The organism is Mesorhizobium sp. WSM1386, from assembly GCF_055901595.1.
The window spans coordinates 2,998,035-3,023,212 of record NZ_CM148373.1; the positions used below are offsets into that span (position 1 = coordinate 2,998,035).

A 25,178-nucleotide genomic window follows, 5' to 3' on the forward strand; every position below is an offset into this window, starting at 1 on the left:
TGGCCGCGTAGGAGTGTAGCATGGCGCCCAGGGCAAGTTGGAAGGGTTATCTCAAGCTCAGTCTGGTGAGCTGTCCGGTGCGGCTGTATCCCGCCACCAGCGCCAGCGAGCGCATCTCGTTCAATCAGCTGCACAAGAAGACCCACAACCGCATCAACATGAAGCCGGTCGATCCGGAACTCGGGCTCGTCGAGCGCTCGGACCTGGTCAAGGGTTACGAGTACGAGGACAAGCAGTACATCATCATCGACGATACCGACCTCGATGCGGTGAGGATCGAATCCAACCATACGATGAACATCGAGGCCTTTGTCGACGAGGATGAGGTCGACGTCATCTACCAGGACGCGCCGTACTATATGGCGCCCGATGGCGCGATGGCGGAGGAGACCTTTGCCGTGCTGCGCGAAGCCATGCGCAAATCCGGCAAGCTGGCGATTGCTCGCCTTGTGCTGTCCAGCCGCGAGCGGGTGGTGACGATCGGCGCACGCGAGAACGGCATGTTCGTGTGCACGTTGAGGAACCCGAACGAAGTGCGCGGCACGGCTGAATATTTCGGCAATATCCCGGAGGGCAAACCCGACCCGGAAATGCTCGAGCTCGCCGAAGCGCTGATCAAGCAGAAGGAAACCACCTTCGATCCGAAGAATTACGAGGACCGCTACGAGATCGCCCTGATGGGCATGATCCGCGAGAAGCTCAAAGGGCATAAGCCGATCATCGCGGCCGCCCCCGAGCGCGGCAATGTCATCAACCTGATGGATGCGCTGAAGGCCAGCCTTTCGCAGTCGAAGCCACCGGCCAAGTCGAAGAGCAAGGCCGATGAAGTCGCCAAGCCGGCCGCCAAGAAGGCGGCAGCGGGCGGTGCGGCTGAAAATCCGCTGAAGGCCAATCTGCTGAAGGCGGTCGGCAAGAGCAAGAAATGACGGCACCAGCCGTTTCGGTTCCAGGCGCCGTCTTCGGCACGATCGGCGCGCTGGCGGCGTTTCCGCTCAGGCTCGCCGCGCGCGAGGTCGAGCGCCTGCACGGCCAGCTTAGGCGTGGCATCACCCGGCGCACCACGCATGTCGTCTTTGGCCGCACACTTCTTGCCAGGGCCGGATTGACGAAAGGCGGCGATGCCGAGATCGAGCGCCGTGTCGCCGCCGAGCGCGTGGCTGGGCGAACGCTGATCAGCGAAAACGGCTTTCTGCGCTTGCTCGGGCTGATGACGGCGCCGGAGGCGTCCTCGTTGTCCAGGCAATCGCTGATCGAGCAATCGCGGCTGTCCGGCGCCGATCTTGACCTGCTCTCGCTGTTCGATGCCTTCGAGCATGACGCGGAACCCTATTCCTTTCGCGACCTGATCCTGGCGCGCAAATATGCCGGGCTGGTGGCCGGCGGCGCGGCCTGGGGCGCGATCGTGCGCTCCGTGCACCGCTCCGGCCCGGTCGCCTCGCTGACCGCCAAGTCGCTCAATGTCGGCTCGCAGCACGGCCGGCCCGACGCGATCTATCTCGAAGGCGGCCAGAGCGAACTCGACGGGCAGTTGCTGTTCGATCTCGGCGCCGCCGCCAGTGGCGACGACACGCTGGAGGAACTGTTCACCGAGGCCGAAATGGCGGAGGAGGGCGGCGACCATGACGGGGCGGCGGCACTCTACCAGCGCTGCCTCGCCATCGACCCGACCGATGCCATCGCCGCCTTCAACCGCGCCAACTGCCTGCGCGCCGGCGGCCACGCGGCGGAGGCCGCGCATGATTACGCCCGCGCCATAAAACTCGACCCGGCCTTCGTCGAAGCCTGGTTCAACCTCGCCGGGCTGAGGAGCGAGCAGGGCCGCGAGGCCTCGGCGCGAAGGCATTTGCAGAAGGCGATCGCGCTCGACAAGAAATATGCCGACCCGGTGTTCAACCTCGCCCGGCTCGAATTCGACGCCGGCAATCTGCCGGAGGCACGCCGGCTGTGGGTGCGCTATCTTGAGCTTGATGCGGTGTCGGAATGGGCTGGGGTGGCGGCCAAGGGCGTGCAGTTCGTGGATATGCAGCTGGCGCGGACGGCGGGGTGATCATGATTGGCGAAGGCCGCGACAACAGCCGATCTCCCCCCTTGTGGGGGAGATGTCCGGCAGGACAGAGAGGGACGCTGTCCCGCCGACGGATCGGCTCATTGCAGACCGTCTCGCCTTGGGGAAATTTGAAAGGCCGGCATTCCTTGGCGCCCCCCTCTGCCCTGCCGGGCATCTCCCCCACAAGGGGGAGATTGGCAGCGTCGCCTTCGCGCTGGACCTCACCCCATGACCAGCTTCCTCTTCGACGGCCACGACACCGCCCCCATCAGCATCCTGCTCGCTCATGGCGCCGGCGCGTCGATGGACTCTCCTTCGATGACCGCCACCGCCAAGGCTCTTGCCACCGCCGGCTTCCAGGTCGCGCGCTTCGAGTTTCACTATATGGCGGCCCGCCGCTACGGCCACCGCAAGCCGCCGCCGCGGGCCGAGACGGTCAACCCGGAATACATCAAGGCGATCGCCGATCTTCGCGCCAGGGGTGTGACTGGGCCGCTGATCATCGGCGGCAAGTCGATGGGCGGGCGCGTCGCCTCGATGGTTGCCGACGAGATGTTCGCCAAGGGCGAGATCGTCGGGTTGGTTTGTCTCGGCTATCCCTTCCATCCGCCCGGCAAGCCCGAGCAATTGCGCACCAAGCATCTCATCGGGCTGAAGACGCCGACGCTGATCTTCCAGGGCACGCGCGACGAGTTCGGCACGCCGGAGGAGGTGGCGGGCTATGGGCTTTCCGACAGCATCGAGGTCGTCTGGCTGGAGGATGGCGACCATGATTTGAAGCCGCGCAAGAGCATTTCGGGGTTTTCGGCTGGCGATCATCTGAAGACGCTGGCGGAGACGGTGAGGGATTGGGCTGGCAGGATCGCCTCCTGACCCGCCAATGAAGATCGCCACCTTCAACATCAACAACATCAACAGCCGGCTGGAAAACCTGCTGGCGTGGCTGGCTGCCGCCAGACCCGATGTCGTCTGCCTGCAGGAGCTCAAGGCGCGCGACATGCAGTTTCCTCGCACCGCGCTTGCAGATGCCGGCTATGGCGCCGTGTGGAAGGGCGAGCCGACCTGGAACGGTGTGGCCATCCTGGCGCGGGGCGCCGAGCCGGTGCTGACCCGCGATGCCTTGCCGGGCGACGATGGGGACAAGCAGAGCCGCTACATCGAAGCGGCGGTGAACGGCATCGTCATTGCCTGCCTCTACGCGCCGAACGGCAATCCGCGGCCGGGGCCGAAATTCCAGTACAAACTCGCCTGGCACGAGCGGCTCAACGCACATGCCGGGCAACTCATCGACACCGGCCTGCCGGTGGCGCTGGCCGGCGACTACAACATCGTGCCCGAGCCGCGCGACATCTACGCCACCCGCTCCTATGACGACAACGCGCTGGTGCAGCCGGAAAGCCGGGCTGCCTTTGCCGCGCTTCTCGAGCAAGGCTGGACCGATGCGTTACGCAAGAAATACCCGCATGAGACGCTCTATACATTCTGGGATTACCGTCGGAACCGCTGGCCGCGCGATGCGGGCCTGCGGCTGGATCACATCCTTTTGTCGAAGACACTGGCGCGCCGGTTGAAAGAGGCCGGCATCGACCGCGACGTGCGCGGCGAGGATGGCGCCAGCGACCACGCGCCGGTCTGGGTGGAGTTGAGGTGAAGCACGCGCCTTGCGGCATCACCACGCCGTCACTGCCGGCACCCATCTGTGCAGCGGCGATGTCACAAGCTACGTTGCTTACTCTTGCAGCCGGGTTGTCCATGAACATCGACAGCAATCGCCGACCGAAGCGTATCTGCCATGCATGATTTCGGCCTCGTCGAAATCATGCTCTCGGCCGCTGCCATCATCGCGGTCGCGGCATGCGTCGTCTGGGTGTTGCGGCAAGCGCGGTCCCGTCGCCGCACGGCTCGCCGGGCCGATCCGGCCAACGATTATGCCGTGCGCGGCGATTGGGAGCGCAGCACCGGCACCGTCAACTATTCGTCCTTTGTCTATCTCGATGTCGACCGCGACGGTAAATATGGTGTGGGCGACCGGCCGATGGCCGGTATCATGGTGCGGCTGTTCGACGAGCAGGGTGGCTTTGTGGCTTCCGCCAGGACAAACAACGTTGGCTTTGCCAATTTTGCCATGTCGACATCTTCGGCCAATGCCGCGATCCGCTTACCCGGCGCCTACGGGTTCTCGGTTTCGGTGCCACCGGGATGGCGGTCGCCCAGTGCCAACGTGACGCAATCGCAGCGTTTCTGGCTGGAGCCGGGCTCGCCCGCCGGTCTGGTGTCGCAGGACCTGCCGAGGCCGGTCGGCCTGGCGCCGCCGCGCAGCCTGGCGGGCAGGATGGCGGCGGACGGCGCCGCGACACTGTCGGTGATGGCGAGCGGGCAAGAGCTGGAGAGGCGGGCGCTGGCGCCGGACACGGCCTTCCGGCTCGAGCTTGCCGATGAGGCCGACGCGGTGGTGATCGCCGGCGGCGGCCTCGACCGGCAGCTCGCGCTTTCGCCCTATCCGACCGATCTCGGGCTGATGTCGCCGCAAACGCTGGCTGGCAAGCCGGCGTTGCGCACGATCGGCTTCGACGACGTCACCGGGCGAGGCTTCCGCAAAATCCCATGCGGCCATGCCGGGCTGCAATGGCGCAACCTGAACGCCATGGCGCAGGACCACACCAAGGGCAGCGAAGGCTATGTCAACGGCAATGTCTCGGGCGACCACGTGGCTTATACCAGCAGTGGCTACCCGGCCGAGTTTTGGAGCGAGACGCCGTTCGGTTTCCACTCCGTGCTTTTGAGCGCTGCATGGCTAAAGTCGGAAGGGGAGATGGCGCTGATCGAGTGTTGGCTGGGTGAGCAACTGGTGGCCAGCGATGCGCTGGCGCTATCGGCGCTTTCACCGCTGCACTACGCCCCGATGCTCAAAGAAATAACCCGTGTCCGTCTTTCGACGAAACATCATTGGCAGATGGTGCTGGACGATTTGGTGCTGACGCGCTGAACTATTGCGGGAGCGGGTTCGAGGTCACGGCCGTGCCGTTGGTCCCGGCCGTGATCAGTTTCAAATTGCCCTTTTTGACCAGAGCAGGCCGCGCGTAGGTCTTCTTCATGGTTCCGTCTCCCCAATATTTCGCCACAAAAAATCAGATGCGTTCCGAAGTCACCGCCCGGAAACCACCACGCCGCCGTTGACCGAGGCGGTGATCGACTTCAAATTGCCTTTCTTGACCAGAGCAGGCCGCTCATAAATCTTCTTCAAGGCTTGTGCTCTCCAGAATATCCCCTTTGGAAGTGTGCCACATCGTCGGCTGGTGTCAATCACGCTCGCCTGAAGGCCGCCGCCGCGGGGCTTCCCACTATTTTTGCGATGTATTGATGTCGCTGATAACCTGGCTCGAAGGGACGGGCGGAGGGTGCGATGAACAGACTTGCTGACAGGGTGCTGGCGTTTCTGCTGGCCGCGGTTGCCATCGGCTGCCTGGCGCGGATTTATCCGCTCGTCGCCACCCTCGCCTGGGGTCGGGCCTCCGTTTCGCAAGATGCGGCCTCCCTGCGGCTTCTGGTTTTCTCCGTGGCGGGACTTGCCTGCCTTGTTGGCGCCTTGCTGCTCTGGGCCGGTCTTTTGCCAGGCCGGCCGGCGCACCTTGCCGGCGCGCCCCTGTTCGGCCGAACGGCGGAGGCGCGGGAGACCGGCAGGCCTGGCCTGCGCAAGGTCTTTTTTGCCTTGCCATTGGTTGTGCTGGCGGCGCTGGGCGTTGACCAGTTCGGCCCGTGGCATGATGGCGGCGAGGTGGCCAGCGAGCCCAAGGCGGACGAACCCAAGCCTGATGAACCCAAGCTTGCCGAGCCCAAGCCTGATCAACCGAAGAGCCAGGATGGCACCAGCACGCCGCCAGCCATAGAACCAGCCCCTCCGGCTCCACCACCGGTAGCCGCCAACCCACCGTCGACACCGGTGCCGCCCGCTCCGCCGCAGACGCCCGCCGTGCCGACGCCGCCGGAGGTCGCGGACACTCCGCCGCCCACGGTGGCGCCGTTGCCGCCACCGCCGCCTCCGGCCCCAACCCAGCCCGACGGCCATCGCGACGCGGTCGTCTGGCTGGCGGTCGCGCCCGACGGCCAATCGATCATGAGCGCCAGCACCGACCACGTCATCAAGCTGTGGGATGTTGGCGGCAAGCACTTGATCCGCAATCTCGGCGTTCACAAGGACATGGCTCGGACAGCGCTCTACATGCCCGACGGCACCAGCGCGCTAACGGCCGGCGACGACGGCGAGATCGTGCTGAGAAAACTCGCCGATGGTGCCGTGCTGCATGTCTTCCAGTCCGGCCAGAATGGCGGCGTCAACAAGCTGGCGATCAGCCCGGACGGCAAGCGCGCCGTCAGCGGCCACGACACCGGCAACGTCATCGTCTGGGATCTCGTCAACAATTCCGTGCTGCATGTGCTGCCCGGGCACGACTGGTCGATCAGCGCGGTCGCCGTCTCGCCCGACGGCAAGCAGGCGCTCAGCGGCAGCATCGACGGCACGCTCAAGCTCTGGGACATCGACAGCGGCAAGCAATTGCGCAGCTGGCACGGCCACGAGCAGGGCACCTACGGCGCCGTGTTCACCGCCGACGGACAGCATCTGATCACCGGCAGCGGCGATTTGACGATCAAGGTCTGGGATCTCGACAGCGGCCGCGAGGTGAAGCGGTTCGAGGGTCACGAGGGCACCGTCTACACGCTGGCGCTGTCGGCCGACGGCAAGCGCCTGCTGTCGGGCTCGCTCGACGGCACGGCTAGGCTGTGGGATATGGAAACCGGCAACCAGATCGCCATATTCGACAGCCAGACCGGCCCGATCTACGCGGTGGCATTTGCTCCCGACGGCACGGTGCTGACCGGCGGCTACGACCGCACCATCAGGGATTGGCCGGCCACGGGGGGCGACGGCGTGGTGCTGTTTGCGGGGGCGCCGGGGTGAGGTGTAAAGGCCAAGACATCGATGGCCGGACATAGTGACGGTTTAATCCCTAACTAACGGTAGGCCTTGTATGGTGCCTGCATGAATTGGTGGATCGGCTTTTGCTGGATTGCCGGCAGTATTTGCTTTGCAGTGCTGGATCATCGCGCACGAAAACTGGCCGGCAAACGCTGGCTCTCAGAATGGCCCTGGCGCCTAGTGACTTACTTTGCGCTCGGCGGCGTCTTAGCCGCAATAGGATACGCGCCGATTTTCCTTCATCACTTCGTTGAGGCGATCGTCGGTGTTTACAGTCATCCGCCAACGTTGAGAAGTTTGGCAGTGCTTTTTGTTTGGGGAGCAACCGCAGCCGCTGCCTTTGGATTTCTTGTACTGGCCTGTAGAACACTTCGTGAGATCGGCAGCTTGCAGCATGGGGTAAGATCGATGGCAGCTTTTCGCACTATTGCCTGCGCAATGGTTTTGGTTGCCATCGCCATAGGCATTCTTGGTACCGGGTTCCTGTTTGGTCTCGATATTCAGCGGGGCCACTGATCCAGTTGCTAGATCAAAAAGCGACAACATATTCATCGTCGCTTCGCGCGGCGGCTGCGTCGGTCGGCCCCAGGCGTTTGCCATGGCCGACGCGGACGGGGGGGCGCATTGTTGGGATGGCTCGGGCGTCCGCGTCAACCAGGGCGGCTCGTACCGCCGCAACCGCAACATGACACATTGCGGGGCGCTCGAAACTTCCGCGAAAGCGGAATAGGCAGGAGCTGCGGTGCGGATTCGGCGCTCTGCTTCGCGGGGCAATGGCGCGAAACAGTTTTTCTTATCCGCTGCGTTCGGGCCATCAGACCAAGCAGGACCATCTGGGCTTCGGCGCGTGGATGTCTGTTGGCCGGTTCCTGATCCAGGGCGACGCCAGCAATCGTTCGGCGGCGGAAAGCGACGCAAGCCCTGGCTTCTTCGTCGACAACCACGACACGGAAAAAATCGTCCTCGGCAAGGTCAACTGCAAGTTCTGAGACGACAATCCGGCCACGCCCTCATCGGTTCGCCCCTCGGTCGGCCGCTTGGATCGATCGGGCTGGCACGGAAGAGAGACCATGTTGATTGGACGGCTGCTCGCCAAGATAGAGCGCCCCGCCCAGAATGAGGAAGACAATCGCCACCGCCACCAATCCGACCGTCAATACGGCAATCGCCGTACCTGGACCGTGGCCTGTGTTGATGATGATGGACCGATGGGGCACCGCTCGTTCCTCCGAGATGAGGCAGGTCAGGAGACCTCGCGGCAAAACGGCGGCAAGGGCCAGATGTTCCCGGAGCAGGGCCTTATTCGGCCGTTTGCGTTTCCCTGTAGGACCAAGGTCTTAGCGGCCGAACGCAAAGGTCCGAGGGGCCCTGTTCGGTTCCGGCAATGTCCATTGGACGTTCCGTTATTTTAGTCAAACGACATATAATGGTGCGGCGCTGCCGGAGGTAGGAAAGCGTCAAAAAAATAGCCGACGAAGCTTTTTGCCGGCACTCGCGAGGCGAAAAGCAAGGTCGTCGAGAAGCGGCAAATTCACCAACGGCTGATCGGATCAAGTCACGGCTCACGTCTCGTCGAACCCTCCCTCGCGGTTCAAATCACGCCTGATCGCGGCTTCTTCGTCGTCGTCAGGGAGGGCGTCGTCACTGTCCTGGTAGGCGTTGTCGTCGTCTTCCTCGGGCAGTTCGCCCTCTTTGTCCGTTCCGTAGCGCATGTCGCCATTTTCCGGCACTGAGTCGGGCAGGATCTGGCCGCCCTTGACCGCGTCCCAGTCCTGCTGCTCGATGGTCGGGCCATCGGCCTCGGGACCGTCTTCTTCCATGTCGGTGCGTGGTTTTTCGCGCGGTGCCATGCCGGCCTCCAACCCTTGAAAGGACTGCAAGCGAAACTCGGCGTGCCGCCATTTGTTCCCGCCTGATAGCGGTAGGGGTTGCGCCTAATGACCGCCGAAGGCTTGCGCGTCAGCCCAGCCACCACCATACCGCTGCGACCACCGCCACGATCGCCGCGATCGTCAGCCCCAGCATGATGTAGGAGCCCTTGACGATATCGCGGATGATCTTCTTGATCGTCTCGCGGTCGTTGAGGTTGGGGAACGGCTCGTTGGGCAGCGCCACGCCGAGGAATTCGCAAAGCGGAGCCCAGCCTTCGGTCACCTTGTAGACCAGCAGCTTCTGCGGCGGCACCGCTGCCATGACCTCCTCGACATAGGCGTTGTAGCGCGCCACGGCCTTGGTGCGGTCCTCCATTACACCGTTCAGCGTGCGACCCCACACCAGTTTCCTCGACATATCGCCGAATTTCCGGCCGAACGGCGTCAGCCACTCCAGGATCTTGAACTGCCAGACATTCTCGGTGAAGTAGATTGTGTCGATCGTGCTCTCGTACCAGGCTTCGGGGCCGCGCGGGTGGAGCGTCAGCAGGACCTTGGCATCGGGGTAGGCAACCATCAGTTCCTTCCACACGCAGCAGCCTGGATTGTCCACGGTGGCTGTATAGTTGGCGAACACACGGTTCCAGTCGTGCTGGCTGCCGGGCGCACTGTTGGCCACCTTGCGCCAGAAATCGAGATGACCTTTGTTGGCCTTGTTCAGGATTACTTCCTGCATGTGGTAGGAAGGCAGGCCGAGCCTGTTGAGCGCGGCAAAGGTCGACCACGTGCCAGTGCGGCCGAAGCCGGCCCCGATCAGCTTGAGCGTCATTTCCCCATCCCTCGGACTTGTTTTCTCCATTACCCCGGTCCGTGAGCATTAAATTGCTCCCGACCAAGCGGTCGCGCAACAAATTTCGCAAGCTGTTCCGGATCGGGCGATCACATAGTTGCGAAGTCGCTAAAATAATGAAACGTTGTGCGCGGGCAATGGGAATTCAGGCAGGGGAGTCGTTTGAACCGGGGCGGTTCGGGCGATTTTGGGATCGATGTATTTTGGACATTTTCTCGTAGGGATGTCAGTTACGACCGTCGTTATCGCGGTCTGGACCTATCTGGCCACCGGTTCTTTCTGGGAGGCGCTCGCCTGGACGGTCGTGACATTGCTTGTCCTGCAGGTTGGATACTTCATGCTCGTCGTGCGGCTGATCTACAGGCGCGCGCATCATGCCGCGACAAGCGAGGATACGGTGAACGTTGTTCCGCCGCTGCATCGGGATGGTGTCTGGTTCTGAAGGCTGACATCCGGGATCGATGATGCCAGGGTGGATCAGGAGTGCTTTTCGCTACCGGCCCTTCCATTCGCGGGTGCGCAGGGCAAGCCGGCAAAGGGCGCTATCAGCGCGATAACGACAAATGTCAGCCACGCCGCTCGATTGCTGGAACCAAGGTGCCAGAGCCGGCGTTTTCCTGATGTGACCGGTGAGGCTGCCACCTCCGCCGGCGCCGTTAAGGGTTCGCCCTGCTCCCGGCAGGGCGGGCCTTTTTCGTGCGCGGCGGAGGGGTATCCGGGAACGACGCGGCGCGCTCCACGTTAGCTGTTGCTAAGGCAATAGGCAGACCAGATTGAATTCACTCCGTGAAAAAGTACGGCCCCGTGCTTCACTGGGAAAGTGTTTTTGCATATATTTTTCACGAAAAATGGAATCTATGAAAATAACTCTGAGTTTTTGTCTGTATGACTCATACATGATCACGATGTTGTTAACGGTAGGAATTCTCATCAGTTTGCCTGAGTGGCGCGTTTATTCCAAAAATAGAGATGGAACCTCGCGACGGTGGCAGAGTTTTCCTGCAGGGCGGGTTTGAGATAGCCAACCATGGAGGTTGTTATGAAACATTATCTTGCTACGAGTGCGGCTGCCGCGATCGTCCTGATGGGTGGTATTGGCACGGCCTTGGCGGAAACTGTCGTCGTGCAGCCACAGGATGAGACAGTCGTCCGCGAATACGTGCAGAAGGAGCCGCTGGCGTCAGTGAACCTTTTGGGCGTCGAGCTCAAGCTCGGCTCGCCTGTGCCGGACAGGGTTGAATTGCGCGAGGTACCCAACGTCAGGTACCGCGTCGCAGTAATCAACGACCAGACCGTCCTGGTCGACCCCGACACGCGCGAAATCGTCGAAGTGCTGCACTGATCCGTGGCTTGGCCATGAAAGAGGGTGCGACACCGACCAATTGACACCAGCCCAACTCTTGGGAAAAGCCCGCCGCGGCTTCGTGGCGGGCTTTCTTTTGAGCCTATTCGGCGGCGAGCTTGTCCTGCGTCTTCGTGTCGAAATCGCTGGCGTCATGGCGCTCGTGCAACTGCAGAGCCGGTTCGCCGAAGGCGCGATTGACCATGCGGCCGCGCCTGACCGCCGGGCGCTCGTCGATCGCCTTCGCCCAGCGCTGCACGTGCTTGTATTCGTGGACCGAGAGGAATTCGGCGGAATCATTGTACATGCGGCCAAGCGCCAGCCCGCCATACCAGGGCCAAACCGCCATGTCGGCGATCGAGTAATGCTTGCCGCCGAGATATTCCGTTTCGGCCAGCCGGCGGTCGAGCACGTCCATCTGGCGCTTCACCTCCATCGAGAAACGGTCGATGGCGTATTCGAATTTTTCCGGCGCATAGGCGTAGAAATGGCCGAAGCCGCCGCCCAGATACGGCGCCGAGCCCATCTGCCAGAACAGCCAGGACAGCACCTCCGCCCGCGCTGGCTGTTCGGTGGGCAGGAATTCGCCGAACTTTTCGGCGAGATAGACAAGGATCGAACCGGATTCGAAGACGCGCACTGGCGTGGCGCCGCTGCGATCCATCAAGGCCGGAATTTTGGAGTTGGGGTTGACCTCGACGAAACCGCTGCCGAACTGGTCGCCATCGTTGATGCGGATCAGCCATGCATCGTATTCGGCGCCTTCGTGGCCGCGCGCCAGAAGCTCCTCCAGCATGACAGTCACCTTGACGCCGTTCGGCGTCGCCAGCGAATAAAGCTGCAGCGGGTGCTTGCCGATGGGCAGTTCCTTGTCATGCGTCGGTCCGGCGATCGGCCGGTTTATGCTGGCGAAGGCGCCGCCGCTCGGCTTGTTCCAGGTCCATACTTTCGGCGGGGTATAGTCGGTCATGTCGGGCCTCGGGCGTGGGAGGTTGTGAAAGGATGGGCAGGTCCGTTTACAACTAGGGCTGCCAACGACGAAGTTCAACTTGCGTTGAACTAATGTCGATGTCGGTGATGCGCTTCCCATTCCTACGGAGAGGGGAAGCGCCACCGCTCCACCCCTTGCACCATCCCCTCCAAGGCATACCTATAGAACAAGCCGCCAGGGCATTCGCATCGCAGGACAAAATCATGACCGCCAATCCCAATCCGCGCTCCGTCGTTGCCGTGCGCGCCACCGTTCCGGAAGACGCCTTCACGGCGGGCGCGCTGGGCACGCTCAGGGAAGGCAGCGGCGTCGTCATCCGCGACGATGGGCTGGTGCTGACCATCGGCTATCTCATCACCGAGGCCGAGGAGGTCTGGCTGACCACACATGACGGCCGTGTCGTCCCCGCGCATGCGCTGGCATACGACCAGGAATCGGGCTTCGGCCTGGTCCAGGCGCTGGCGCCGACCGGCTTGCCGGCGGTGGCGCTGGGCGACGCCGGCAAGGCCAGGATCGGCGACGCGGTCGTGCTTGCCGACGGCATCGGCCGGGCCGTCGAGGCCAGGATCGTCACCAAGCAGGAATTCGCCGGCTATTGGGAGTATCTGCTCGACGAGGCGATCTTCATCGCGCCCGCGCATCCGTCCTGGGGCGGCGCGCCGCTGTTCGGCGCCGATGGCGCGCTGCTCGGCATCGGCTCGTTGCGCCTGCAGATGAGCCGCGCCGGCGAGGTCGCCGATATAAACATGATCGTGCCGATCGATCTTTTGCCGCCGATCCTCGACGATCTCTTGACGCGCGGCCAGGTGGCCAAGCCGCCGCGGCCCTGGCTTGGCGCCCTGTCGGCCGAAAGCGACGGCCAGGTGGTGGTGATGAGCGTGACCGAAGGCGGCCCGGCAGCCAAGGCCGGCCTGCGCGAGGGCGACGTCATCTCCGAGGTCCGCGACGGCGCGGTCGATGGGCTCGCCGATTTCTATCGCAAGCTGTGGGACAGCGGCTCGGCTGGCGCCGAGATCCCGATGCGGGTGGTGCGCGACGGCCGCGAGACCTGGCTGCGCGTCAAATCAGCCGACCGCGGCAGTTTCCTGAAAAAGCCGCAGCTGCAGTAGGCCCTACGATTGCGGCCAGGCGATGCATCCAAGACTGCTCAAGACCTTCCTCGCGGTGGCGCGAACCCGCAACATCACGCGCGCCGCCGAGGCCGTCCGTCTCGCACAGTCGAGCGTCAGCGACCAGGTCCAGTCGCTCGAGGCCGAGCTTGGCGCTGCCTTGTTCACGCGTTCGAAGGGCGGCCTGGAGCTGACCCCGGCGGGACTGGCGTTGAAGCCCGTCGCCGAAGAGCTGTTGCGGCTCGACGCAGAGGCGCGTGCGGCTGTGCAGGCGGCGGCCGGGCAGACGAGCGGGCAGGTGACCGTCGGTGCGCTGGAGACGATCGCCTCGGCTCGGCTGGCGCCGTGGCTGCCCGGGTTCCAGGCCCGCCACCCCGGCATCATCGTGCGGATGAAGGTGGCAGGCAGCGGCGCGCTGCTGCGCCAGCTGGAGGACGGCGATATCGATGTCGTCTTCTGCTTCGAGCCTCGTCATTTCGCGAAGGACGCTTCCGATCAGCGTTTCGCCAGGCGCACGATAATGGCCGAACCGCTGGCACTGGTCGCGGCTTCGGGGCAGGGCACCGCTCCAGGCGACATTGCCGCGCTCGCCAAACTGCGGTTCGTGGCGACCGAGCCCGGATGCATCTACCGGCACATGGTCGACACTGCCTTTGTCGAGGCGGGTGTCGATGCGCCAGAAATTGCCGCCGAAGTCGGCAGCATCGGCGTCATTGCGCGGTTGGTGGCCGCCGGCGCAGGTTTCGGCCTCGTTCCACGCATTGCTGTCAGCGATGCGATCGCACGTGGCGACATCGTCGAACTGCCATGGCCCGGTTCGGCGCGGGCGGCGCCGCTGACGATGATCTGGCGACGCCGGCGCGTCCAGCCGGCGGCGCTCCGGCAATTGCTTGCCGCCGCCCGCGATACGCTTGTGCCAATTGCGCGTTCAGGATCTGAATCGGCGAAACGCTCCAATGCCTTGTTTGCAAACAGTTCCTGATGTCGGGCCATGCTAGTTCGAAATCTGCCAAAGCATTTCGCGTGCTGAGGAGTTGGATTGAAGGTGCGGTGATTCGGAAGATTCCAAGCCGCAACCCTCGCCACAAGGACAGATAGGGAATATGGTTCCCGATCGCTTGCCGGACCTTAGCTGGCGAATGAGAAGAAGACTCCGCTTTAACCAAAGCGCGCTTCTAGGTTTATTCCGTGCGCTCTCACACAATTGCCACCTCGGCCGGCCTCTCCTAGCGCGACTCCGGCCGCTATTGCATTCACCACTGAAGGAGATCTCAACTTTTCACTGGAGGAGAAGTCATCATGCATCATCTTCCGAGACGTGAATTCATCGGTCAAGGCGGCGCGGCTCTCGCGGCATTGGCGTTCTTTCAATCACGGGTTGCCCACGCTTTTCCAACTCGGGCCGGCGAGAAAGTCATCAAATGGCTCGATCAGCTCCCGCCAAACCCGGTTCCAGAGGTCATCAAAAATCAGCTTGTCTGGGAGGATCTCGATTCCTGGGTGACGCCCAACGACAGGTTCTTTTCAATCGCGCATTTCAACCGTCCGGTCATCGACGAAAGCAAGTGGAAACTCGAAATCAGTGGTCTGGTCAACAAGCCGACAGCGCTAACACTCGCCGACATTAAGGCTCGCCCACGTCAGGAAGTTACATTCACGGTCGAGTGTTCGGGCAATACCGGCCTGCCGTTTTTCAACGGCGGCATCGGCAATGCGCGTTGGGCCGGCACGCCGCTGGCCCCGATCCTTAAGGAGGCGGGGGTCCTTGACAGTGGTATCGAGGTTGTCTTTTGGGGTGCTGATAAAGGGGAAATCAAGCGAGCCGACGATGTCAAGTTCACGCAGAATTTCGCCCGCAGCATGTCGCTCGCCGACGCCATGGATCCCAAAAACATCCTTTGTTACGAGATGAACGGTACTCCCTTGCCCCCTGACAATGGCTTCCCGTTGCGGCTGATAGCGCCCGGCTGGTATGGGATCGCGAACGCGAAATGGCTTCAGCGTATCGACGTGCGCGACCAGCGCTTCGAGAACCGTTTCATGGGACGCGACTACGTCACGCTCCGCGAGGAAGATCACAACGGAGAGACAGTATGGGTGGAAACTTCTGTCGGGCGGGCGCGGTTGAAATCGGCACCGGCCCGGGTCACTCATATCAGCAATGACTATCGTATTGTCGGCGCCGCCTGGGGCTCGCCCATCGACCGGGTCGAGGTGAAAGTCGACGACGGGCCGTGGATGCGAGCGACAATCGACGACACCGACAAGGCGGACTTCGCCTGGAAGATGTGGTCCGTCGACTGGCCCAAGCCCTCGGCCGGGGAGCACACCGTCACCTCGCGTGCGGTTAGCACTGAAGGGCAGGTCCAACCCGCAATGGACGATCCCATCATCGCCAAGAAGCATACGTACTGGGAAAGCAATGGCCAGGTAACGCGGCACGTCAATATCGTTTGAGAAGCCGTGCTCGAGATTCCCTTGGGCGAAGCGCATGCGCGAGACTCGCGTGCGCTTTCGCCAAGGGCAGCGGCGATACTGAGCCGACAAATCGCTTGCGTAGACGTGGCGCGCGGACCTACTCTAAACAGTTTTGGCGAGCCCAACCCGGCACGCCGCCGGAATGGGTAGCCCGCTTAGACGGGAGGCTACCATGAAAGTTGCATCGCTACTTGCAGTCGGCTGGATCGTATCCTGCGCAATCGCCCCCTTTGCTTCGGCAGAGGACGCGCACACTGTGATCACTCCCAGCGAGGTTAAGTGGGGTCCTGGACCCAAAACGCTCCCTGCTGGAGCCCAGTTGGCAATCCTGTACGGCGATCCGACCAAAGAAGGTCCGTTTGCCCTTCGGCTTAAATTGCCGGCTGGGTATGCGATCGCGCCCCACACGCATCCAGGGCTTGAAGTTGACACAGTAATATCGGGAACCGTTAATCTTGGCATGGGCGAGACCGCCGACCGGAGCACCGCCAAAGCAATTCCTGCGGGCAGCTATTTCGCTTTGCCGCCGGGCATGGCGCATTTTGCTTATTTCGACGAAGAGACGGTACTCCAGCTCACCACTAGAGCGTTTCACGTTTTGACGGAAGCGTAGCCGGCGTTTACGAAGTAGTTCTTGCATTCGGCTGCCTCGATGGTTTCGACGAGGTGGCCGATGTGGCGCCAAGTGTCCTCGACGGTGCGCTTCTGGGCTTGGCGCATCCAATGTTTGATCTTGGCGAAGGCCTGCTCGATCGGATTGAGGTCGGGAGAGTAGGGCGGCAGGTACCAAAGCCTGGCGCCGGCAGCCTTGATCATCTGCCTGATGGCCGCCGACTTATGACTTCCCAGATTGTCCATGACGACGATGTCGCCAGGCTTCAGCACGGTGACGAGCTGCTGTTCGACATAGGCGCGGAAGCATTGGCCGTTGATCGGTCCGTCGAAGACACAAGGTGCTGCGAGCCGATCCCATCGCAGCGCGCCAAGGAAGGTCAGCGTGCGCCAGTGGCCGTGCGGAGCCAGGCCGCGCAGCCGCTTGCCCTTCGGTCCCCAACCTCGCAGCGGAGCCATGTTGGTCTTGATCCAGGTCTCATCAATGAAGACCAGGCACTGCGGATCGAGGCCCGCCTGCCAGGACCGCCATCGCTGACGCCTGCGGGCAACATCAGCCCGCGCCTGCTCAAGGGCGAATAGCGTTTTTTTTGAAGCTCAGGCCCTCGCGGCGCAGGAACAGCCACACCGTATTGTGCGAGACCTTGATCCCGCGCACATCCAATTCATCCTTCAGCCGATGCAGCGTCAAATCAGAGGCCTGATTGATCCGCTCCACAATGAAAGCCCGATGCGGCTCAAGAACGCGCTTGCGATGTCCGCCCATCTTGCCCGGGACTACCGAGCCGGTGGCACGGTAACGCTGCGACCACTTCACCACCGAGGAAACCGCAACGCCAAAGCGCGATGCCACTGCACGGCAGTTCTCACCCGCTCCAACTGCCTCAACAACACGCTCACGAAGATCATTTGAAAGGGCTCGCGTCATCAGATGCTGGCCTCCATCCAGCCAGCATCTTGAATCACAAACACCCCTCTTTGGGAATCCTACGATTCTCTCAAAACAGGAAACGCTCTAATGGCCCGTGGGGCATAAAGTACATTAATCCAGCCGACGATCCTCGAAAGACGAAATAGCTGCGAGGGCTTAGATCGAGCTACCCCGCCGCGCCCGGCGGCGGGGTGCCATGGCCGAGGCAGGTTGAAGTGGATACCCAAGGTGGGACTCAGGCTGTGGGTCCGAGCGGATTTTCAAACTAAACCAACCGATGCCCGCCCTCGACATGCAGCGTCGTTCCCGTCGTGAAGCCGTTGCCGATCAGGAAGGCGATGGCATCGGCGCTGTCTTCGGGCTGGCCGATCCGCCCGACGGGCAGCCGCTCGGCCATCGCACCAAGCATCTCGGCCTTCCTGTCGCCGGCGACCTGCGTCCAGATCGTGGTGTCGACCCAGCCTGGCGATACGGCGTTGACGCGGATGGGCGCGAGTTCCACCGCCAGCGCCCGCACCAGCCCTTCGAGCGCGGCATTGACAGCGGCGACGACCGAGCCGCGTGCGGCCGGGCGGTAGGCGGCGATGCCGGAAAGGAAGGTCATCGAGCCGGCAGGTGTAAGTTGTGGCGCACCATGCTTGGCCAGCAGCAGCGGACCAAAGAGCTTGCTGTCGACCACGCGTTGCGCTGCCTCGAGGTCAAGCTCCGGCAGCAGACGGTAGGCGCCTTCGATGTCGGCGGCGGTGCTGACGATGTGGTCGAGCCCGCCGACGCGCGCGAACAGCGCCGCGACCTGGTCCTCCCGCGTGAGGTCGACGACGGCCACATCCAGGTTGTCAGGATTGCCCAGCGCCTCACGCGCCTGTTGCAGCCTGGCCTCGCTACGCCCGGCTATAATGACTTCAACCTCGCGCTCGACACAACGCCTGGCCAGTGCCAGGCCCATGCCGGAGCCGCCGCCGACGATCAGGATTTTCTGTTTTGAAATGCTCATTTCGCTCTGCCTTTGCTGGATTTGGACAAGGGCAGGGGATTGGCAGGTCATGGCGCCAAGGGGAAACGGAAGAAACCGATGGGGTTATCGGAGATGCCGATAGTGCCAGCCGCGCAGCGGTCTCGTTCAGCGCACCAGAGGGCTGTCGCAGACGACGAACACCGGCAGCACCGCCGCCGGTCTGACGCCGGCCGGAGGCAGGGCGCCCCTTATTCCTGGCAAGCGGTGAAGGCGTCGCCCGAATTCCAGTCCTTGAAGGCGACGATCCGGCCTTCGGCCGACACGGTCTTGTGCTTCGTGCTGCCGTCCGGCTGCTGCTTCGAGCTGGTGCCCTTGCCGGTCAGCACATTGTAGTCACAGGCGCTGGCGACATTCTCCTTGAGGTAATCCTGCGAATCATAGGCGAAGCCGGCAACGATGAAGGCGCCGTTGCGGTAGGCGATGGTCAGCGTCTGGTTGGTGCGCTCGCTGCCGATCGGCGGCGCCGGCAGATAGAATTTGATCGAGCCGTTTGGCAGCATCGTCAGCTCCGGCTCGGTGTCGGAGTTCTCGTAGCCCGGCCGGTCGTAGCCGTTCCACTCGCCACCGATCTGCTCGTGCACGGTTTCGACCGGCTTGAGGTAATTGTGCTCCATGTCCCTGAGGAAGAAATGGATGTCCATCGGATCGGAGGGCTCGGTCTCGATCACCATGGCAAGGTCCGGCGCACCGTCGCCGTTGAAGTCACCGGTCAGCGCGGTGATGATCTTCCGGGTTTCGATCGGTTCGGCCAGCGCCGTGGTGGGGAGCAGGAAAGCAAGAGCCAAGAGCAGGGATCGCATGGCGTGTTCCGGGGGTGGGAGGGAGACGCGTCCGACAGGATCATGGCTGGTCTTGCGGGATTTTACAGCAGGGCGGGCGATCGTGCGTTGCCTTGCGCAACGCGAGGCTGCTCATTCTCCGCAGTCGGTAAAGCTGGCCCCGCTATCCCACTCGGCGAACGGCACGACCTTGCCTTCCACTGCCACGGTCCTGTGCAGACGGGTGCCATCCGGCTGCATCTTGCTGCTTTTGCCTTTGCCGGTCAGCAGATTGTAGTCGCAGTCGCTGGCGACATTGTCCTTCATGTAGTCATGATAGTCATAGGAAAAGCCGGCGACGACGAAGCCATTGTTGCGCCAGGCGATTGTCAGCGTCTGGTCGGTCCGCGCGCCGTTGGACGGTATCCCCGGTATGTAGAGCTTGATCGAGCCGTTTGGCAGCGCGGTCAGCTCCGGCTCGATGTAGGATACCTCATAGCCCGGCCGGTCGTAGCCGTTCCACTCGCCATACATCTGCTCCTGCACGATGCCGGCTGGCTTGAGAAAATTGTGTTCCTTGTCCCTGAGGAAAAAATGCATGTCCATGGCAGCGCCGGGTTCCGTCTCGACGATCATCGCCAGGTCGGTGGCGCCGTCGCCGTTCCAATCGCCGGCGGCTGCCGTGATGATTTTCTGGGTTTCGATCGGTTCGGTGAGGGCGGCTGTCGGGAGCACCAGGGCAAAAGCGAGGAGCAGACATTTCATGGCGCGTTCCCCGAGTGTGGCACCGGCTGTCGTACAGCACGGCGCGGGGAGGCGCCAGCGCTTCCCTTGAAGGAGTGTCAAGGTGTGCTAGTCGCGTTCCGCGCTGGCAAACACGATCAGGTTCCCATCCGGGTCGCGCATGCGCATGATCCAGAAATGGTCGGCCTTCTCGATAGGATCAGGTTCGAGGCCCGCATCCACCAGCCTCAGCCGTTCGGGCGCCAGCGGCAGCACACCGAGCGTCAGCGTCGAGGTGCCGGCCTTGCCCTTGTCCTCGAAGAGCTGCACCTCGGCGCTGTCGCTGAACTGCCATTCGGCCAGTCCAGGCATCGGCCGGCGCTGTGGCGCCTTGCCGAAGAGTTTTTCGTACCAGCCGATGCTGGCTTCGAGATCGGAGCAGCTGACATGGGCAAAAATCGTCTGGATCGCCATCGGAACCTCCATCCGGCGGTTGCACTGATGCCGGAACGCGGCGATGGGTGGTGCGTTCCGCTGACTGGCGCCGGTGCGTCGGCTGCTGACGAAAACTGGCCGTGGGTTATGCCATGATGGCCGATGAGGGGACGATGATGGCGGGCGACATGGTGGCAACCGCATTGAACGGACAGGTTCGCTGATGGCGCCGGTCAAGGTCGATCCCGACAAGGTCCGGGAATTCCCCGACGCGGCCAGCTTCTACGCCTGGCTCGGCCGGCACCATGCCACGGAGACCGAGGTGTGGATCAAGGTGCACAAGGTGGGTTCGGGGCTGAAGTCGATCACGCCGAAGGAAGCCATCGATGTCGTGCTGTGCTTCGGCTGGATCGACGCGGTGCGTAAGGGGCTGGACGAGAAAAGCTTTCTGCAGCGCTACACGCCGCGTGGCAGAAAGAGCATCTGGAGCAAGATCAACATCGACAATGTCGCACGGCTCATCGAGGAGGGCCGCATGACCGAGCATGGGCTGAAAAAGGTCGGGGCAGCCAAGGCCGATGGGCGCTGGGCGCGGGCCTATGGCGGCAGCAGGGAGATGAAGATCCCCGACGATCTGCAGGCGGCGATCGACGCCGAGCCGGCCGCGAAGGCGATGCTGGAAAAACTCAGCGCGCAGAACCGCTTCGCGCTCGCCTTTCGCACCCACAACATGAAGACCGAGGCTGGCCGCAAAAAGAAGATCGAGGCCTTCGTCGAAATGCTGAAGCGCGGCGAGACGATCCATCCGCAGGGGAAGAAGTAGGCGTTCAGGCGAGAACGCGGGTCGGCGTTTGGGGCGGCAAGGGCGCTGACGACGATGCCCGGGCAGGGTAGTCCAGCCGAGACATAGCCGGGATCGACCATGCACCTTGCACACAAAGTCGCTCTCGCTTTGCGCGAGTGGCGGCCTTTCCCTGGGAGGAAGTCAGAGAGAAGTCGCTGTCACTGGTTGAGATCGACCGGTGTCACGCCCAGAAGTTTCAGGGCGTTGGCGTAGGCCCGGATGCCTTGCGCCTGCTTGCGCTCGGCACAAAACCGGTTCGCCTTGTCCTGGAGCGCCGTTGCCTCGGCGATCTCATTGGGATTGGCGCGGGGCTCGGCTTGGGTCTGGATGACGCTGTCGAGTTGAAGACCGAGCCGGCTGCAATATTCGCTCCGGGTCGCCGCCGCTTCCGCACCCGACTGTGCGACCGCAAGCATGGCGAGCGAAACGCCCGCGAGGGCAACCATCCATCGGGTTGAACGTCGTTGCATTTTCGGGATCATCTCATTGCGCCGTGTGGCGGCCGCTGTCCGGCTGCCACGGGATGGTTATCGCAGACGATCTTTTCGCCAGTTTTTCCGGCGTGTTGAATCTTGTTTCTGGAGTGTTTCTGGCTCTCACCCTCCCCCTTGTGGGGAGGGTCGCTCCGCGCAGCGGAGCGGGGTGGGGGACTTTTTAGCTTTGGCGCCGCACCCCCACCCCGTCGCACCGGCCTTGCTTCGCAACACCGATGCGCCGACCCTCCCCACAAGGGGGAGGGTGAAGCACTGCGGCGCTTGTGCCTCTTCCTTTGCCGCCATCCTTCGCGTAAGGCGCCGGGCAAATCCTTTCAGCGCAGGCACAGTCCGGAAACCGCATGATCAGACTTGAAAGCATCAGCAAGCAAAATGGCCGTCAGCTTGTCTTCATCGAGGCGTCGGCCTCCCTGCAGAAGGGCGAGAAGATTGGTCTTGTCGGGCCCAATGGCGCCGGCAAGACGACGCTGTTTCGCATGATCACCAGCCAGGAGCAGCCGGATGAGGGCCAGGTGCAGGTCGATCGCGGCGTCACCATCGGCTATTTCAGCCAGGATGTCGGCGACATGGCGGGCCACAGCGCCGTCGCAGAGGTGATGAACGGCGCCGGGCCGGTGAGCGACGTGGCGGCCGAAATGGCGGAACTCGAGGCTGCCATGGCCGACCCCGACCAGGCCGACCGGATGGACGAGATCATCGAGAAGTACGGAGAAGCGCAGCATCGCTTCGAGGAGCTCGACGGCTATGCGCTCGACGGCCGGGCGCGTGAGGTGCTGGACGGTCTCCGCTTTTCGCAGGAGATGATGGACGGCGATGTCGGCAAGCTGTCCGGCGGCTGGAAGATGCGCGTCGCGCTGGCGCGCATCCTGTTGATGCGGCCCGACGTCATGCTGCTCGACGAACCGTCGAACCATCTCGACCTGGAAAGCCTGATCTGGCTGGAGCAGTTCCTGAAGGGCTACGACGGCGCGCTGCTGATGACCTCGCACGACCGCGAGTTCATGAACCGCATCGTCAACAAGATCGTCGAGATCGATGCCGGTTCGCTGACCGCTTATTCGGGAAACTATGAGTTCTACCAGCAGCAGCGCGCCATCGCCGACAAGCAGCAGCAGGCGCAGTTCGAGCGCCAGCAGGCGATGCTGGCCAAGGAGATCGCCTTCATCGAACGCTTCAAGGCGCGCGCTTCCCATGCCGCACAGGTGCAGAGCCGGGTGAAGAAACTCGACAAGATCGACCGCGTCGAGCCGCCCAAGCGCCGCCAGATCGTGAATTTCGAGTTCCAGCCGGCGCCGCGCTGCGGCGAGGATGTCGTGACCTTGAAGAACGTGCACAAGGCGTATGGCAGCCGTACCATCTATGACGGGCTCGACTTCCAGGTTCGCCGCCGTGAGCGCTGGTGCATCATGGGCGTCAATGGCGCCGGCAAGTCGACGCTGCTGAAGCTGGTGGCGGGCGCTTCTGATCCCGACACGGGCACGGTGGCGCGGGGGCCTAGCGTGAAAATGGGTTACTTCGCCCAGCACGCCATGGAGCTGCTGGAAGGCGAGCGCACCGTGTTTCAGACGCTGGAAGACAATTTCCCGCAGGCCGGCCAGGCGCCGCTCCGCGCGCTCGCCGGCTGCTTCGGCTTTTCCGGCGACGAGATCGAGAAGAAGTGCCGGGTGCTGTCAGGCGGCGAGAAGGCGCGCCTGGTGATGGCGCTGATGCTGTTCGATCCGCCCAACCTCCTGGTGCTGGACGAACCGACCAACCACCTCGACATCGCCACCAAGCAGATGCTGATCGAGGCGCTGTCACAGTATGAAGGCACCATGCTGTTCGTTTCGCACGACCGGCATTTTCTAGCCGCCCTGTCCAACCGCGTGCTGGAGCTGACGCCCGAAGGCATCCACACCTATGGTGGCGGCTACACCGAATATGTCGAGCGCACGGGGCAGGAGGCGCCGGGGCTGAGGAGCTAGACGCTACTTCAGCGAGATGCTCATGCCGCTGAGATCGGCGTTGACCTGCATGCCCACCTGTCTGCCTGTGAGTTCGAGCTGGGCGCCCTTGTCATTGGTCATGACGATCACCTGGGCGCCTTTGCCGATCGCGCCGCCACCGCCCGCCGCGCCGTAGACTCCGGTCACATCCCGGGCGCGCCGGATATGGCGCACGGTGCCTCGGAAATAGGTCTTGGAAACGCCGAAGGCGAGGCCGCCCGAGACGGCGCCGACCGAGATGGGATAGGTTTTGCCATGGAAGGTCAGCGTGCCTTCGCCGCCAGAGCCGCCGATGAAGAAGGCGGCTTTGTAGACGGCGAAGCGGATCGTGCCGCTGTCGGCATGCGCGGCGCTGGCAAAGCTGATGCCCGCGGTGGCGATGGCGGCAACCGCGATGGAACGCAATCCGGACGAAATGTTCATGATGAAAGCTCCTCAAAAGGCCGCCGCTTTGCCCAATCGGCGGGGCTGTCAGCGTCATGTCAAAGTTACAACTGAACAGTCTCGCCCGTCATTGGTTCCAAGCACATGGCTTGAATCTGGCTGCGAGAAGGTCGACACGAAGTGAGGTCTATGGCAAGCGCCAGGGCGGCACATCGCGTATACGTGATTGGTAAGGCGAAGCCGCCGGCCAGGCACGATAGCGCGGAATTTAGGATGATGCGATTCAAGGTGCGATTCAGGGGAAGAGCTTCAGGATGAGAATTGCGATGGGAATTGCGACGTCGGCATTGGCCGCGACGCTGGCTGGATGCGCGACCTCGCCGGTTGACTACGGGGCGTCGCTTTCGCAGCAGGACCAGAAATGGGCGTCGCCGCAATGCCAGCAGGCGCGGGCTGTGGCTTCGGACTACGAGGCGCGCGAAAAACACCATCCGGGGTGGGAATTCGTCGCGCTTGGCCCGTACGGTTTGGGGATCATCGCGGCCACCAAGGAGCACGAACAGAAGCAACGGAAGCTGTTCGCCCGCGAGGTGCACCTACAATGCTCAAGCCTTCCGCTGCCGAAGGAATTGGAAGGCGATTTCAGCCCTGCGAACGCACAGACGAAATATCCGTAGACGCGCCTTCATCAATCTGCGGATACGGAAGTGAAAACCGCCAGTTGGGCGGCGAAAGCGCGCTGGAAGGCCGGTCGCGCTTCGCCGCGGCTGACATAGGCCGAGAGGTTCGGATATTCCTCCAAAATGCCCGATCCTTTCAACCTGCGCAGCACCGACACCATCATAAGGTCGCCGGCGCTGAATGCACCGTCGAGCCAGCCGGCATCGCCAAGGCGACTGGAAAGGTCGCCCAGTCGAATACGGATGCCTTCCTCGACGACAGGCCGGCGCTGCTCGTACCAAGGCTCATCGAAGCCGCGGTTGACGATTGGCGGTTCGACCGTGCTGAGCGCAGCGAACACCCAAGTGATCGCGCGTGCGCGCGCATTCGCATCGCCCGGCAGCAGGCCCGCATGACGCTCTGCGATATGGAACACGATCGCCCCCGACTCGAACAGAGCGAGATCGCCTTCCTCATAGGTCGGGATTTGTCCGAAAGGCTGAAGCGCCCGATGCGCGGGTTCCTTCATGGCGCGGGACGACACGAGGCGAACGCCGTAAGACTGGCCCACTTCTTCGAGCGCCCAGCGAACGGGCATGTCGCGCGCCAGTCCCTTGCCGCCATCGGGGGATCGTTCAAAGACGGTAATGGTGGGAAGCATTGGCAGGCTCCGG

30 protein-coding genes are annotated in these 25,178 nt (G+C 62.8%); 17 read left to right on the forward strand and 13 right to left on the reverse strand.

The window, feature by feature from the left end; genetic code table 11:
* The first annotated feature begins 20 nt into the window (after positions 1-20).
* The 5 genes from ku (at position 21) to AC0NIH_RS14695 (ending at position 5,033) form a co-directional block, all read left to right on the forward strand.
* Positions 21-926, forward strand: a complete 906-nt coding sequence (ku, locus tag AC0NIH_RS14675) for a non-homologous end joining protein Ku (protein WP_473467770.1) — start codon at positions 21-23, stop codon at positions 924-926.
* The gene (locus AC0NIH_RS14680; RefSeq protein WP_473467772.1) at positions 923-2,047 is read left to right on the forward strand and encodes a tetratricopeptide repeat protein; all 1,125 of its coding nucleotides are present in this window, start codon (positions 923-925) and stop codon (positions 2,045-2,047) included. Before ku ends, AC0NIH_RS14680 begins: the two co-directional genes overlap by 4 nt.
* Before the next feature lie 228 nt (positions 2,048-2,275).
* Positions 2,276-2,920, forward strand: a complete 645-nt coding sequence (locus tag AC0NIH_RS14685) for an alpha/beta hydrolase family protein (protein WP_473467774.1) — start codon at positions 2,276-2,278, stop codon at positions 2,918-2,920.
* A 7-nt stretch (positions 2,921-2,927) separates the two neighbouring features.
* Positions 2,928-3,698: an exodeoxyribonuclease III gene (locus AC0NIH_RS14690; protein WP_352714776.1), complete on the forward strand. Its 771-nt coding sequence runs from the start codon at positions 2,928-2,930 to the stop codon at positions 3,696-3,698.
* A gap of 141 nt (positions 3,699-3,839) precedes the next feature.
* Positions 3,840-5,033 carry a hypothetical protein gene (locus tag AC0NIH_RS14695; RefSeq protein WP_473467776.1) on the forward strand — a complete coding sequence of 398 codons (1,194 nt, stop codon included), beginning with the start codon at positions 3,840-3,842 and terminating at the stop codon, positions 5,031-5,033.
* Between the two features lies 1 nt (position 5,034).
* Here the strand turns inward: AC0NIH_RS14695 and AC0NIH_RS14700 are convergent, their stop codons facing one another.
* Together AC0NIH_RS14700 and AC0NIH_RS14705 are read right to left on the reverse strand one after the other, a co-directional pair.
* Positions 5,035-5,142: a hypothetical protein gene (locus AC0NIH_RS14700; RefSeq protein WP_023767200.1), complete on the reverse strand. Its 108-nt coding sequence runs from the start codon at positions 5,140-5,142 to the stop codon at positions 5,035-5,037.
* A 50-nt stretch (positions 5,143-5,192) separates the two neighbouring features.
* Positions 5,193-5,291 (reverse strand): hypothetical protein, encoded by a 99-nt coding sequence (locus AC0NIH_RS14705; protein WP_023767201.1) that lies wholly within the window; start codon positions 5,289-5,291, stop codon positions 5,193-5,195.
* A 159-nt stretch (positions 5,292-5,450) separates the two neighbouring features.
* Here AC0NIH_RS14705 and AC0NIH_RS14710 point away from each other — a divergent pair, with 159 nt between their 5' ends.
* The 3 genes from AC0NIH_RS14710 (at position 5,451) to AC0NIH_RS14720 (ending at position 8,011) form a co-directional block, all read left to right on the forward strand.
* Positions 5,451-7,004 carry a WD40 repeat domain-containing protein gene (locus tag AC0NIH_RS14710; RefSeq protein ID WP_473467778.1) on the forward strand — a complete coding sequence of 518 codons (1,554 nt, stop codon included), beginning with the start codon at positions 5,451-5,453 and terminating at the stop codon, positions 7,002-7,004.
* 81 nt (positions 7,005-7,085) lie between these two features.
* Positions 7,086-7,538 carry a hypothetical protein gene (locus AC0NIH_RS14715; protein WP_352714770.1) on the forward strand — a complete coding sequence of 151 codons (453 nt, stop codon included), beginning with the start codon at positions 7,086-7,088 and terminating at the stop codon, positions 7,536-7,538.
* A gap of 257 nt (positions 7,539-7,795) precedes the next feature.
* Positions 7,796-8,011 (forward strand): hypothetical protein, encoded by a 216-nt coding sequence (locus AC0NIH_RS14720; RefSeq protein ID WP_352714768.1) that lies wholly within the window; start codon positions 7,796-7,798, stop codon positions 8,009-8,011.
* Between the two features lie 573 nt (positions 8,012-8,584).
* On the opposite strand, the gene AC0NIH_RS14725 is transcribed toward AC0NIH_RS14720, so the two are convergent.
* Together AC0NIH_RS14725 and AC0NIH_RS14730 are read right to left on the reverse strand one after the other, a co-directional pair.
* A complete protein-coding gene (locus AC0NIH_RS14725) occupies positions 8,585-8,872 on the reverse strand; it encodes a hypothetical protein (RefSeq protein WP_352714766.1) in 288 nt (95 codons plus the stop codon).
* 109 nt (positions 8,873-8,981) lie between these two features.
* On the reverse strand, positions 8,982-9,722 hold the full coding sequence (locus AC0NIH_RS14730; RefSeq protein WP_473467781.1) for a sulfotransferase family protein: 741 nt from the start codon (positions 9,720-9,722) through the stop codon (positions 8,982-8,984).
* A gap of 244 nt (positions 9,723-9,966) precedes the next feature.
* On the opposite strand from AC0NIH_RS14730, the gene AC0NIH_RS14735 reads away from it, so the two are divergent.
* Together AC0NIH_RS14735 and AC0NIH_RS14740 are read left to right on the forward strand one after the other, a co-directional pair.
* Entirely contained in the window at positions 9,967-10,185 is a 219-nt protein-coding gene (locus AC0NIH_RS14735; protein ID WP_023767209.1) for an exopolysaccharide production repressor protein, read from the forward strand.
* A gap of 597 nt (positions 10,186-10,782) precedes the next feature.
* Complete coding sequence (locus AC0NIH_RS14740; RefSeq protein WP_352714764.1) at positions 10,783-11,085, forward strand: DUF1236 domain-containing protein; 303 nt, start codon at positions 10,783-10,785, stop codon at positions 11,083-11,085.
* A 103-nt stretch (positions 11,086-11,188) separates the two neighbouring features.
* Here AC0NIH_RS14740 and yghU read toward each other — a convergent pair whose 3' ends face one another.
* Positions 11,189-12,055: a glutathione-dependent disulfide-bond oxidoreductase gene (gene yghU / locus AC0NIH_RS14745; RefSeq protein ID WP_352714762.1), complete on the reverse strand. Its 867-nt coding sequence runs from the start codon at positions 12,053-12,055 to the stop codon at positions 11,189-11,191.
* Between the two features lie 224 nt (positions 12,056-12,279).
* Here yghU and AC0NIH_RS14750 point away from each other — a divergent pair, with 224 nt between their 5' ends.
* The 4 genes from AC0NIH_RS14750 to AC0NIH_RS14765 all read left to right on the forward strand — a co-directional run bounded on the left by AC0NIH_RS14750 (position 12,280) and on the right by AC0NIH_RS14765 (position 16,276).
* Positions 12,280-13,185, forward strand: a complete 906-nt coding sequence (locus AC0NIH_RS14750; protein WP_023780715.1) for a S1C family serine protease — start codon at positions 12,280-12,282, stop codon at positions 13,183-13,185.
* 22 nt (positions 13,186-13,207) lie between these two features.
* On the forward strand, positions 13,208-14,167 hold the full coding sequence (locus AC0NIH_RS14755; protein WP_352714759.1) for a LysR family transcriptional regulator: 960 nt from the start codon (positions 13,208-13,210) through the stop codon (positions 14,165-14,167).
* Positions 14,168-14,484: 317 nt separating this feature from the next.
* Entirely contained in the window at positions 14,485-15,642 is a 1,158-nt protein-coding gene (locus tag AC0NIH_RS14760; RefSeq protein WP_473467785.1) for a sulfite oxidase, read from the forward strand.
* Between the two features lie 193 nt (positions 15,643-15,835).
* Positions 15,836-16,276 (forward strand): cupin domain-containing protein, encoded by a 441-nt coding sequence (locus tag AC0NIH_RS14765; RefSeq protein WP_473467787.1) that lies wholly within the window; start codon positions 15,836-15,838, stop codon positions 16,274-16,276.
* Here AC0NIH_RS14765 and AC0NIH_RS14770 read toward each other — a convergent pair.
* The 5 genes from AC0NIH_RS14770 to AC0NIH_RS14790 all read right to left on the reverse strand — a co-directional run bounded on the left by AC0NIH_RS14770 (position 16,255) and on the right by AC0NIH_RS14790 (position 20,176).
* Positions 16,255-17,203 (reverse strand): IS630 family transposase gene (locus tag AC0NIH_RS14770; RefSeq protein WP_352571196.1). Its coding sequence is split into 2 segments (ribosomal slippage): positions 16,255-16,866 and positions 16,868-17,203, totalling 948 coding nucleotides; the frame shifts between segments, so codons are not numbered across the junction. The genes AC0NIH_RS14765 and AC0NIH_RS14770 overlap by 22 nt on opposite strands.
* A 268-nt stretch (positions 17,204-17,471) precedes the next feature.
* Complete coding sequence (locus tag AC0NIH_RS14775; protein WP_473465666.1) at positions 17,472-18,200, reverse strand: SDR family oxidoreductase; 729 nt, start codon at positions 18,198-18,200, stop codon at positions 17,472-17,474.
* A gap of 209 nt (positions 18,201-18,409) precedes the next feature.
* Positions 18,410-19,021, reverse strand: coding sequence for a hypothetical protein (locus tag AC0NIH_RS14780; RefSeq protein WP_473465665.1), 612 nt, complete (start codon positions 19,019-19,021; stop codon positions 18,410-18,412).
* 111 nt (positions 19,022-19,132) lie between these two features.
* The gene (locus AC0NIH_RS14785) at positions 19,133-19,744 is read right to left on the reverse strand and encodes a hypothetical protein (protein WP_473465662.1); all 612 of its coding nucleotides are present in this window, start codon (positions 19,742-19,744) and stop codon (positions 19,133-19,135) included.
* An 87-nt stretch (positions 19,745-19,831) separates the two neighbouring features.
* The gene (locus AC0NIH_RS14790; protein ID WP_473465660.1) at positions 19,832-20,176 is read right to left on the reverse strand and encodes a VOC family protein; all 345 of its coding nucleotides are present in this window, start codon (positions 20,174-20,176) and stop codon (positions 19,832-19,834) included.
* A 184-nt stretch (positions 20,177-20,360) separates the two neighbouring features.
* Here AC0NIH_RS14790 and AC0NIH_RS14795 point away from each other — a divergent pair, with 184 nt between their 5' ends.
* Positions 20,361-20,960 (forward strand): YdeI/OmpD-associated family protein, encoded by a 600-nt coding sequence (locus tag AC0NIH_RS14795; RefSeq protein ID WP_473465658.1) that lies wholly within the window; start codon positions 20,361-20,363, stop codon positions 20,958-20,960.
* Between the two features lie 179 nt (positions 20,961-21,139).
* Here AC0NIH_RS14795 and AC0NIH_RS14800 read toward each other — a convergent pair whose 3' ends face one another.
* Positions 21,140-21,451 carry a hypothetical protein gene (locus AC0NIH_RS14800; RefSeq protein WP_473465655.1) on the reverse strand — a complete coding sequence of 104 codons (312 nt, stop codon included), beginning with the start codon at positions 21,449-21,451 and terminating at the stop codon, positions 21,140-21,142.
* Positions 21,452-21,816: 365 nt separating this feature from the next.
* On the opposite strand from AC0NIH_RS14800, the gene AC0NIH_RS14805 reads away from it, so the two are divergent.
* Positions 21,817-23,439 (forward strand): ABC-F family ATP-binding cassette domain-containing protein, encoded by a 1,623-nt coding sequence (locus AC0NIH_RS14805; protein WP_473465653.1) that lies wholly within the window; start codon positions 21,817-21,819, stop codon positions 23,437-23,439.
* A 3-nt stretch (positions 23,440-23,442) separates the two neighbouring features.
* Here the strand turns inward: AC0NIH_RS14805 and AC0NIH_RS14810 are convergent, their stop codons facing one another.
* Positions 23,443-23,883 carry a lipid-binding SYLF domain-containing protein gene (locus tag AC0NIH_RS14810; RefSeq protein ID WP_023767223.1) on the reverse strand — a complete coding sequence of 147 codons (441 nt, stop codon included), beginning with the start codon at positions 23,881-23,883 and terminating at the stop codon, positions 23,443-23,445.
* Positions 23,884-24,158: 275 nt separating this feature from the next.
* On the opposite strand from AC0NIH_RS14810, the gene AC0NIH_RS14815 reads away from it, so the two are divergent.
* On the forward strand, positions 24,159-24,521 hold the full coding sequence (locus AC0NIH_RS14815) for a hypothetical protein (RefSeq protein ID WP_023780706.1): 363 nt from the start codon (positions 24,159-24,161) through the stop codon (positions 24,519-24,521).
* Positions 24,522-24,532: 11 nt separating this feature from the next.
* Here AC0NIH_RS14815 and AC0NIH_RS14820 read toward each other — a convergent pair whose 3' ends face one another.
* Positions 24,533-25,165 carry a glutathione S-transferase family protein gene (locus tag AC0NIH_RS14820; RefSeq protein WP_473465649.1) on the reverse strand — a complete coding sequence of 211 codons (633 nt, stop codon included), beginning with the start codon at positions 25,163-25,165 and terminating at the stop codon, positions 24,533-24,535.
* Positions 25,166-25,178: the final 13 nt, after the last annotated feature.

Excerpts from the sequence above, each read along its gene's own strand:
- AC0NIH_RS14815 (WP_023780706.1), top strand. The coding sequence starts at position 24,159 with ATGAGAATTGCGATGGGAATTGCGACGTCGGCATTGGCCGCGACGCTG.
- AC0NIH_RS14755 (WP_352714759.1), top strand. The coding sequence starts at position 13,208 with ATGCATCCAAGACTGCTCAAGACCTTCCTCGCGGTGGCGCGAACCCGC.
- AC0NIH_RS14795 (WP_473465658.1), top strand. The coding sequence starts at position 20,361 with ATGGCGCCGGTCAAGGTCGATCCCGACAAGGTCCGGGAATTCCCCGAC.
- AC0NIH_RS14725 (WP_352714766.1), bottom strand. The coding sequence starts at position 8,872 with ATGGCACCGCGCGAAAAACCACGCACCGACATGGAAGAAGACGGTCCC.
- AC0NIH_RS14820 (WP_473465649.1), bottom strand. The coding sequence starts at position 25,165 with ATGCTTCCCACCATTACCGTCTTTGAACGATCCCCCGATGGCGGCAAG.
- AC0NIH_RS14715 (WP_352714770.1), top strand. The coding sequence starts at position 7,086 with ATGAATTGGTGGATCGGCTTTTGCTGGATTGCCGGCAGTATTTGCTTT.
- AC0NIH_RS14765 (WP_473467787.1), top strand. The coding sequence starts at position 15,836 with ATGAAAGTTGCATCGCTACTTGCAGTCGGCTGGATCGTATCCTGCGCA.
- AC0NIH_RS14800 (WP_473465655.1), bottom strand. The coding sequence starts at position 21,451 with ATGCAACGACGTTCAACCCGATGGATGGTTGCCCTCGCGGGCGTTTCG.
- AC0NIH_RS14690 (WP_352714776.1), top strand. The coding sequence starts at position 2,928 with ATGAAGATCGCCACCTTCAACATCAACAACATCAACAGCCGGCTGGAA.
- AC0NIH_RS14700 (WP_023767200.1), bottom strand. The coding sequence starts at position 5,142 with ATGAAGAAGACCTACGCGCGGCCTGCTCTGGTCAAAAAGGGCAATTTG.
- AC0NIH_RS14720 (WP_352714768.1), top strand. The coding sequence starts at position 7,796 with ATGGCGCGAAACAGTTTTTCTTATCCGCTGCGTTCGGGCCATCAGACC.
- AC0NIH_RS14695 (WP_473467776.1), top strand. The coding sequence starts at position 3,840 with ATGCATGATTTCGGCCTCGTCGAAATCATGCTCTCGGCCGCTGCCATC.
- AC0NIH_RS14710 (WP_473467778.1), top strand. The coding sequence starts at position 5,451 with ATGAACAGACTTGCTGACAGGGTGCTGGCGTTTCTGCTGGCCGCGGTT.
- AC0NIH_RS14735 (WP_023767209.1), top strand. The coding sequence starts at position 9,967 with ATGTCAGTTACGACCGTCGTTATCGCGGTCTGGACCTATCTGGCCACC.
- AC0NIH_RS14760 (WP_473467785.1), top strand. The coding sequence starts at position 14,485 with ATGCATCATCTTCCGAGACGTGAATTCATCGGTCAAGGCGGCGCGGCT.
- AC0NIH_RS14805 (WP_473465653.1), top strand. The coding sequence starts at position 21,817 with ATGATCAGACTTGAAAGCATCAGCAAGCAAAATGGCCGTCAGCTTGTC.
- AC0NIH_RS14680 (WP_473467772.1), top strand. The coding sequence starts at position 923 with ATGACGGCACCAGCCGTTTCGGTTCCAGGCGCCGTCTTCGGCACGATC.
- AC0NIH_RS14780 (WP_473465665.1), bottom strand. The coding sequence starts at position 19,021 with ATGCGATCCCTGCTCTTGGCTCTTGCTTTCCTGCTCCCCACCACGGCG.
- AC0NIH_RS14790 (WP_473465660.1), bottom strand. The coding sequence starts at position 20,176 with ATGGCGATCCAGACGATTTTTGCCCATGTCAGCTGCTCCGATCTCGAA.
- AC0NIH_RS14740 (WP_352714764.1), top strand. The coding sequence starts at position 10,783 with ATGAAACATTATCTTGCTACGAGTGCGGCTGCCGCGATCGTCCTGATG.
- AC0NIH_RS14685 (WP_473467774.1), top strand. The coding sequence starts at position 2,276 with ATGACCAGCTTCCTCTTCGACGGCCACGACACCGCCCCCATCAGCATC.
- AC0NIH_RS14775 (WP_473465666.1), bottom strand. The coding sequence starts at position 18,200 with ATGAGCATTTCAAAACAGAAAATCCTGATCGTCGGCGGCGGCTCCGGC.
- yghU (WP_352714762.1), bottom strand. The coding sequence starts at position 12,055 with ATGACCGACTATACCCCGCCGAAAGTATGGACCTGGAACAAGCCGAGC.
- ku (WP_473467770.1), top strand. The coding sequence starts at position 21 with ATGGCGCCCAGGGCAAGTTGGAAGGGTTATCTCAAGCTCAGTCTGGTG.
- AC0NIH_RS14750 (WP_023780715.1), top strand. The coding sequence starts at position 12,280 with ATGACCGCCAATCCCAATCCGCGCTCCGTCGTTGCCGTGCGCGCCACC.
- AC0NIH_RS14810 (WP_023767223.1), bottom strand. The coding sequence starts at position 23,883 with ATGAACATTTCGTCCGGATTGCGTTCCATCGCGGTTGCCGCCATCGCC.
- AC0NIH_RS14730 (WP_473467781.1), bottom strand. The coding sequence starts at position 9,722 with ATGACGCTCAAGCTGATCGGGGCCGGCTTCGGCCGCACTGGCACGTGG.
- AC0NIH_RS14785 (WP_473465662.1), bottom strand. The coding sequence starts at position 19,744 with ATGAAATGTCTGCTCCTCGCTTTTGCCCTGGTGCTCCCGACAGCCGCC.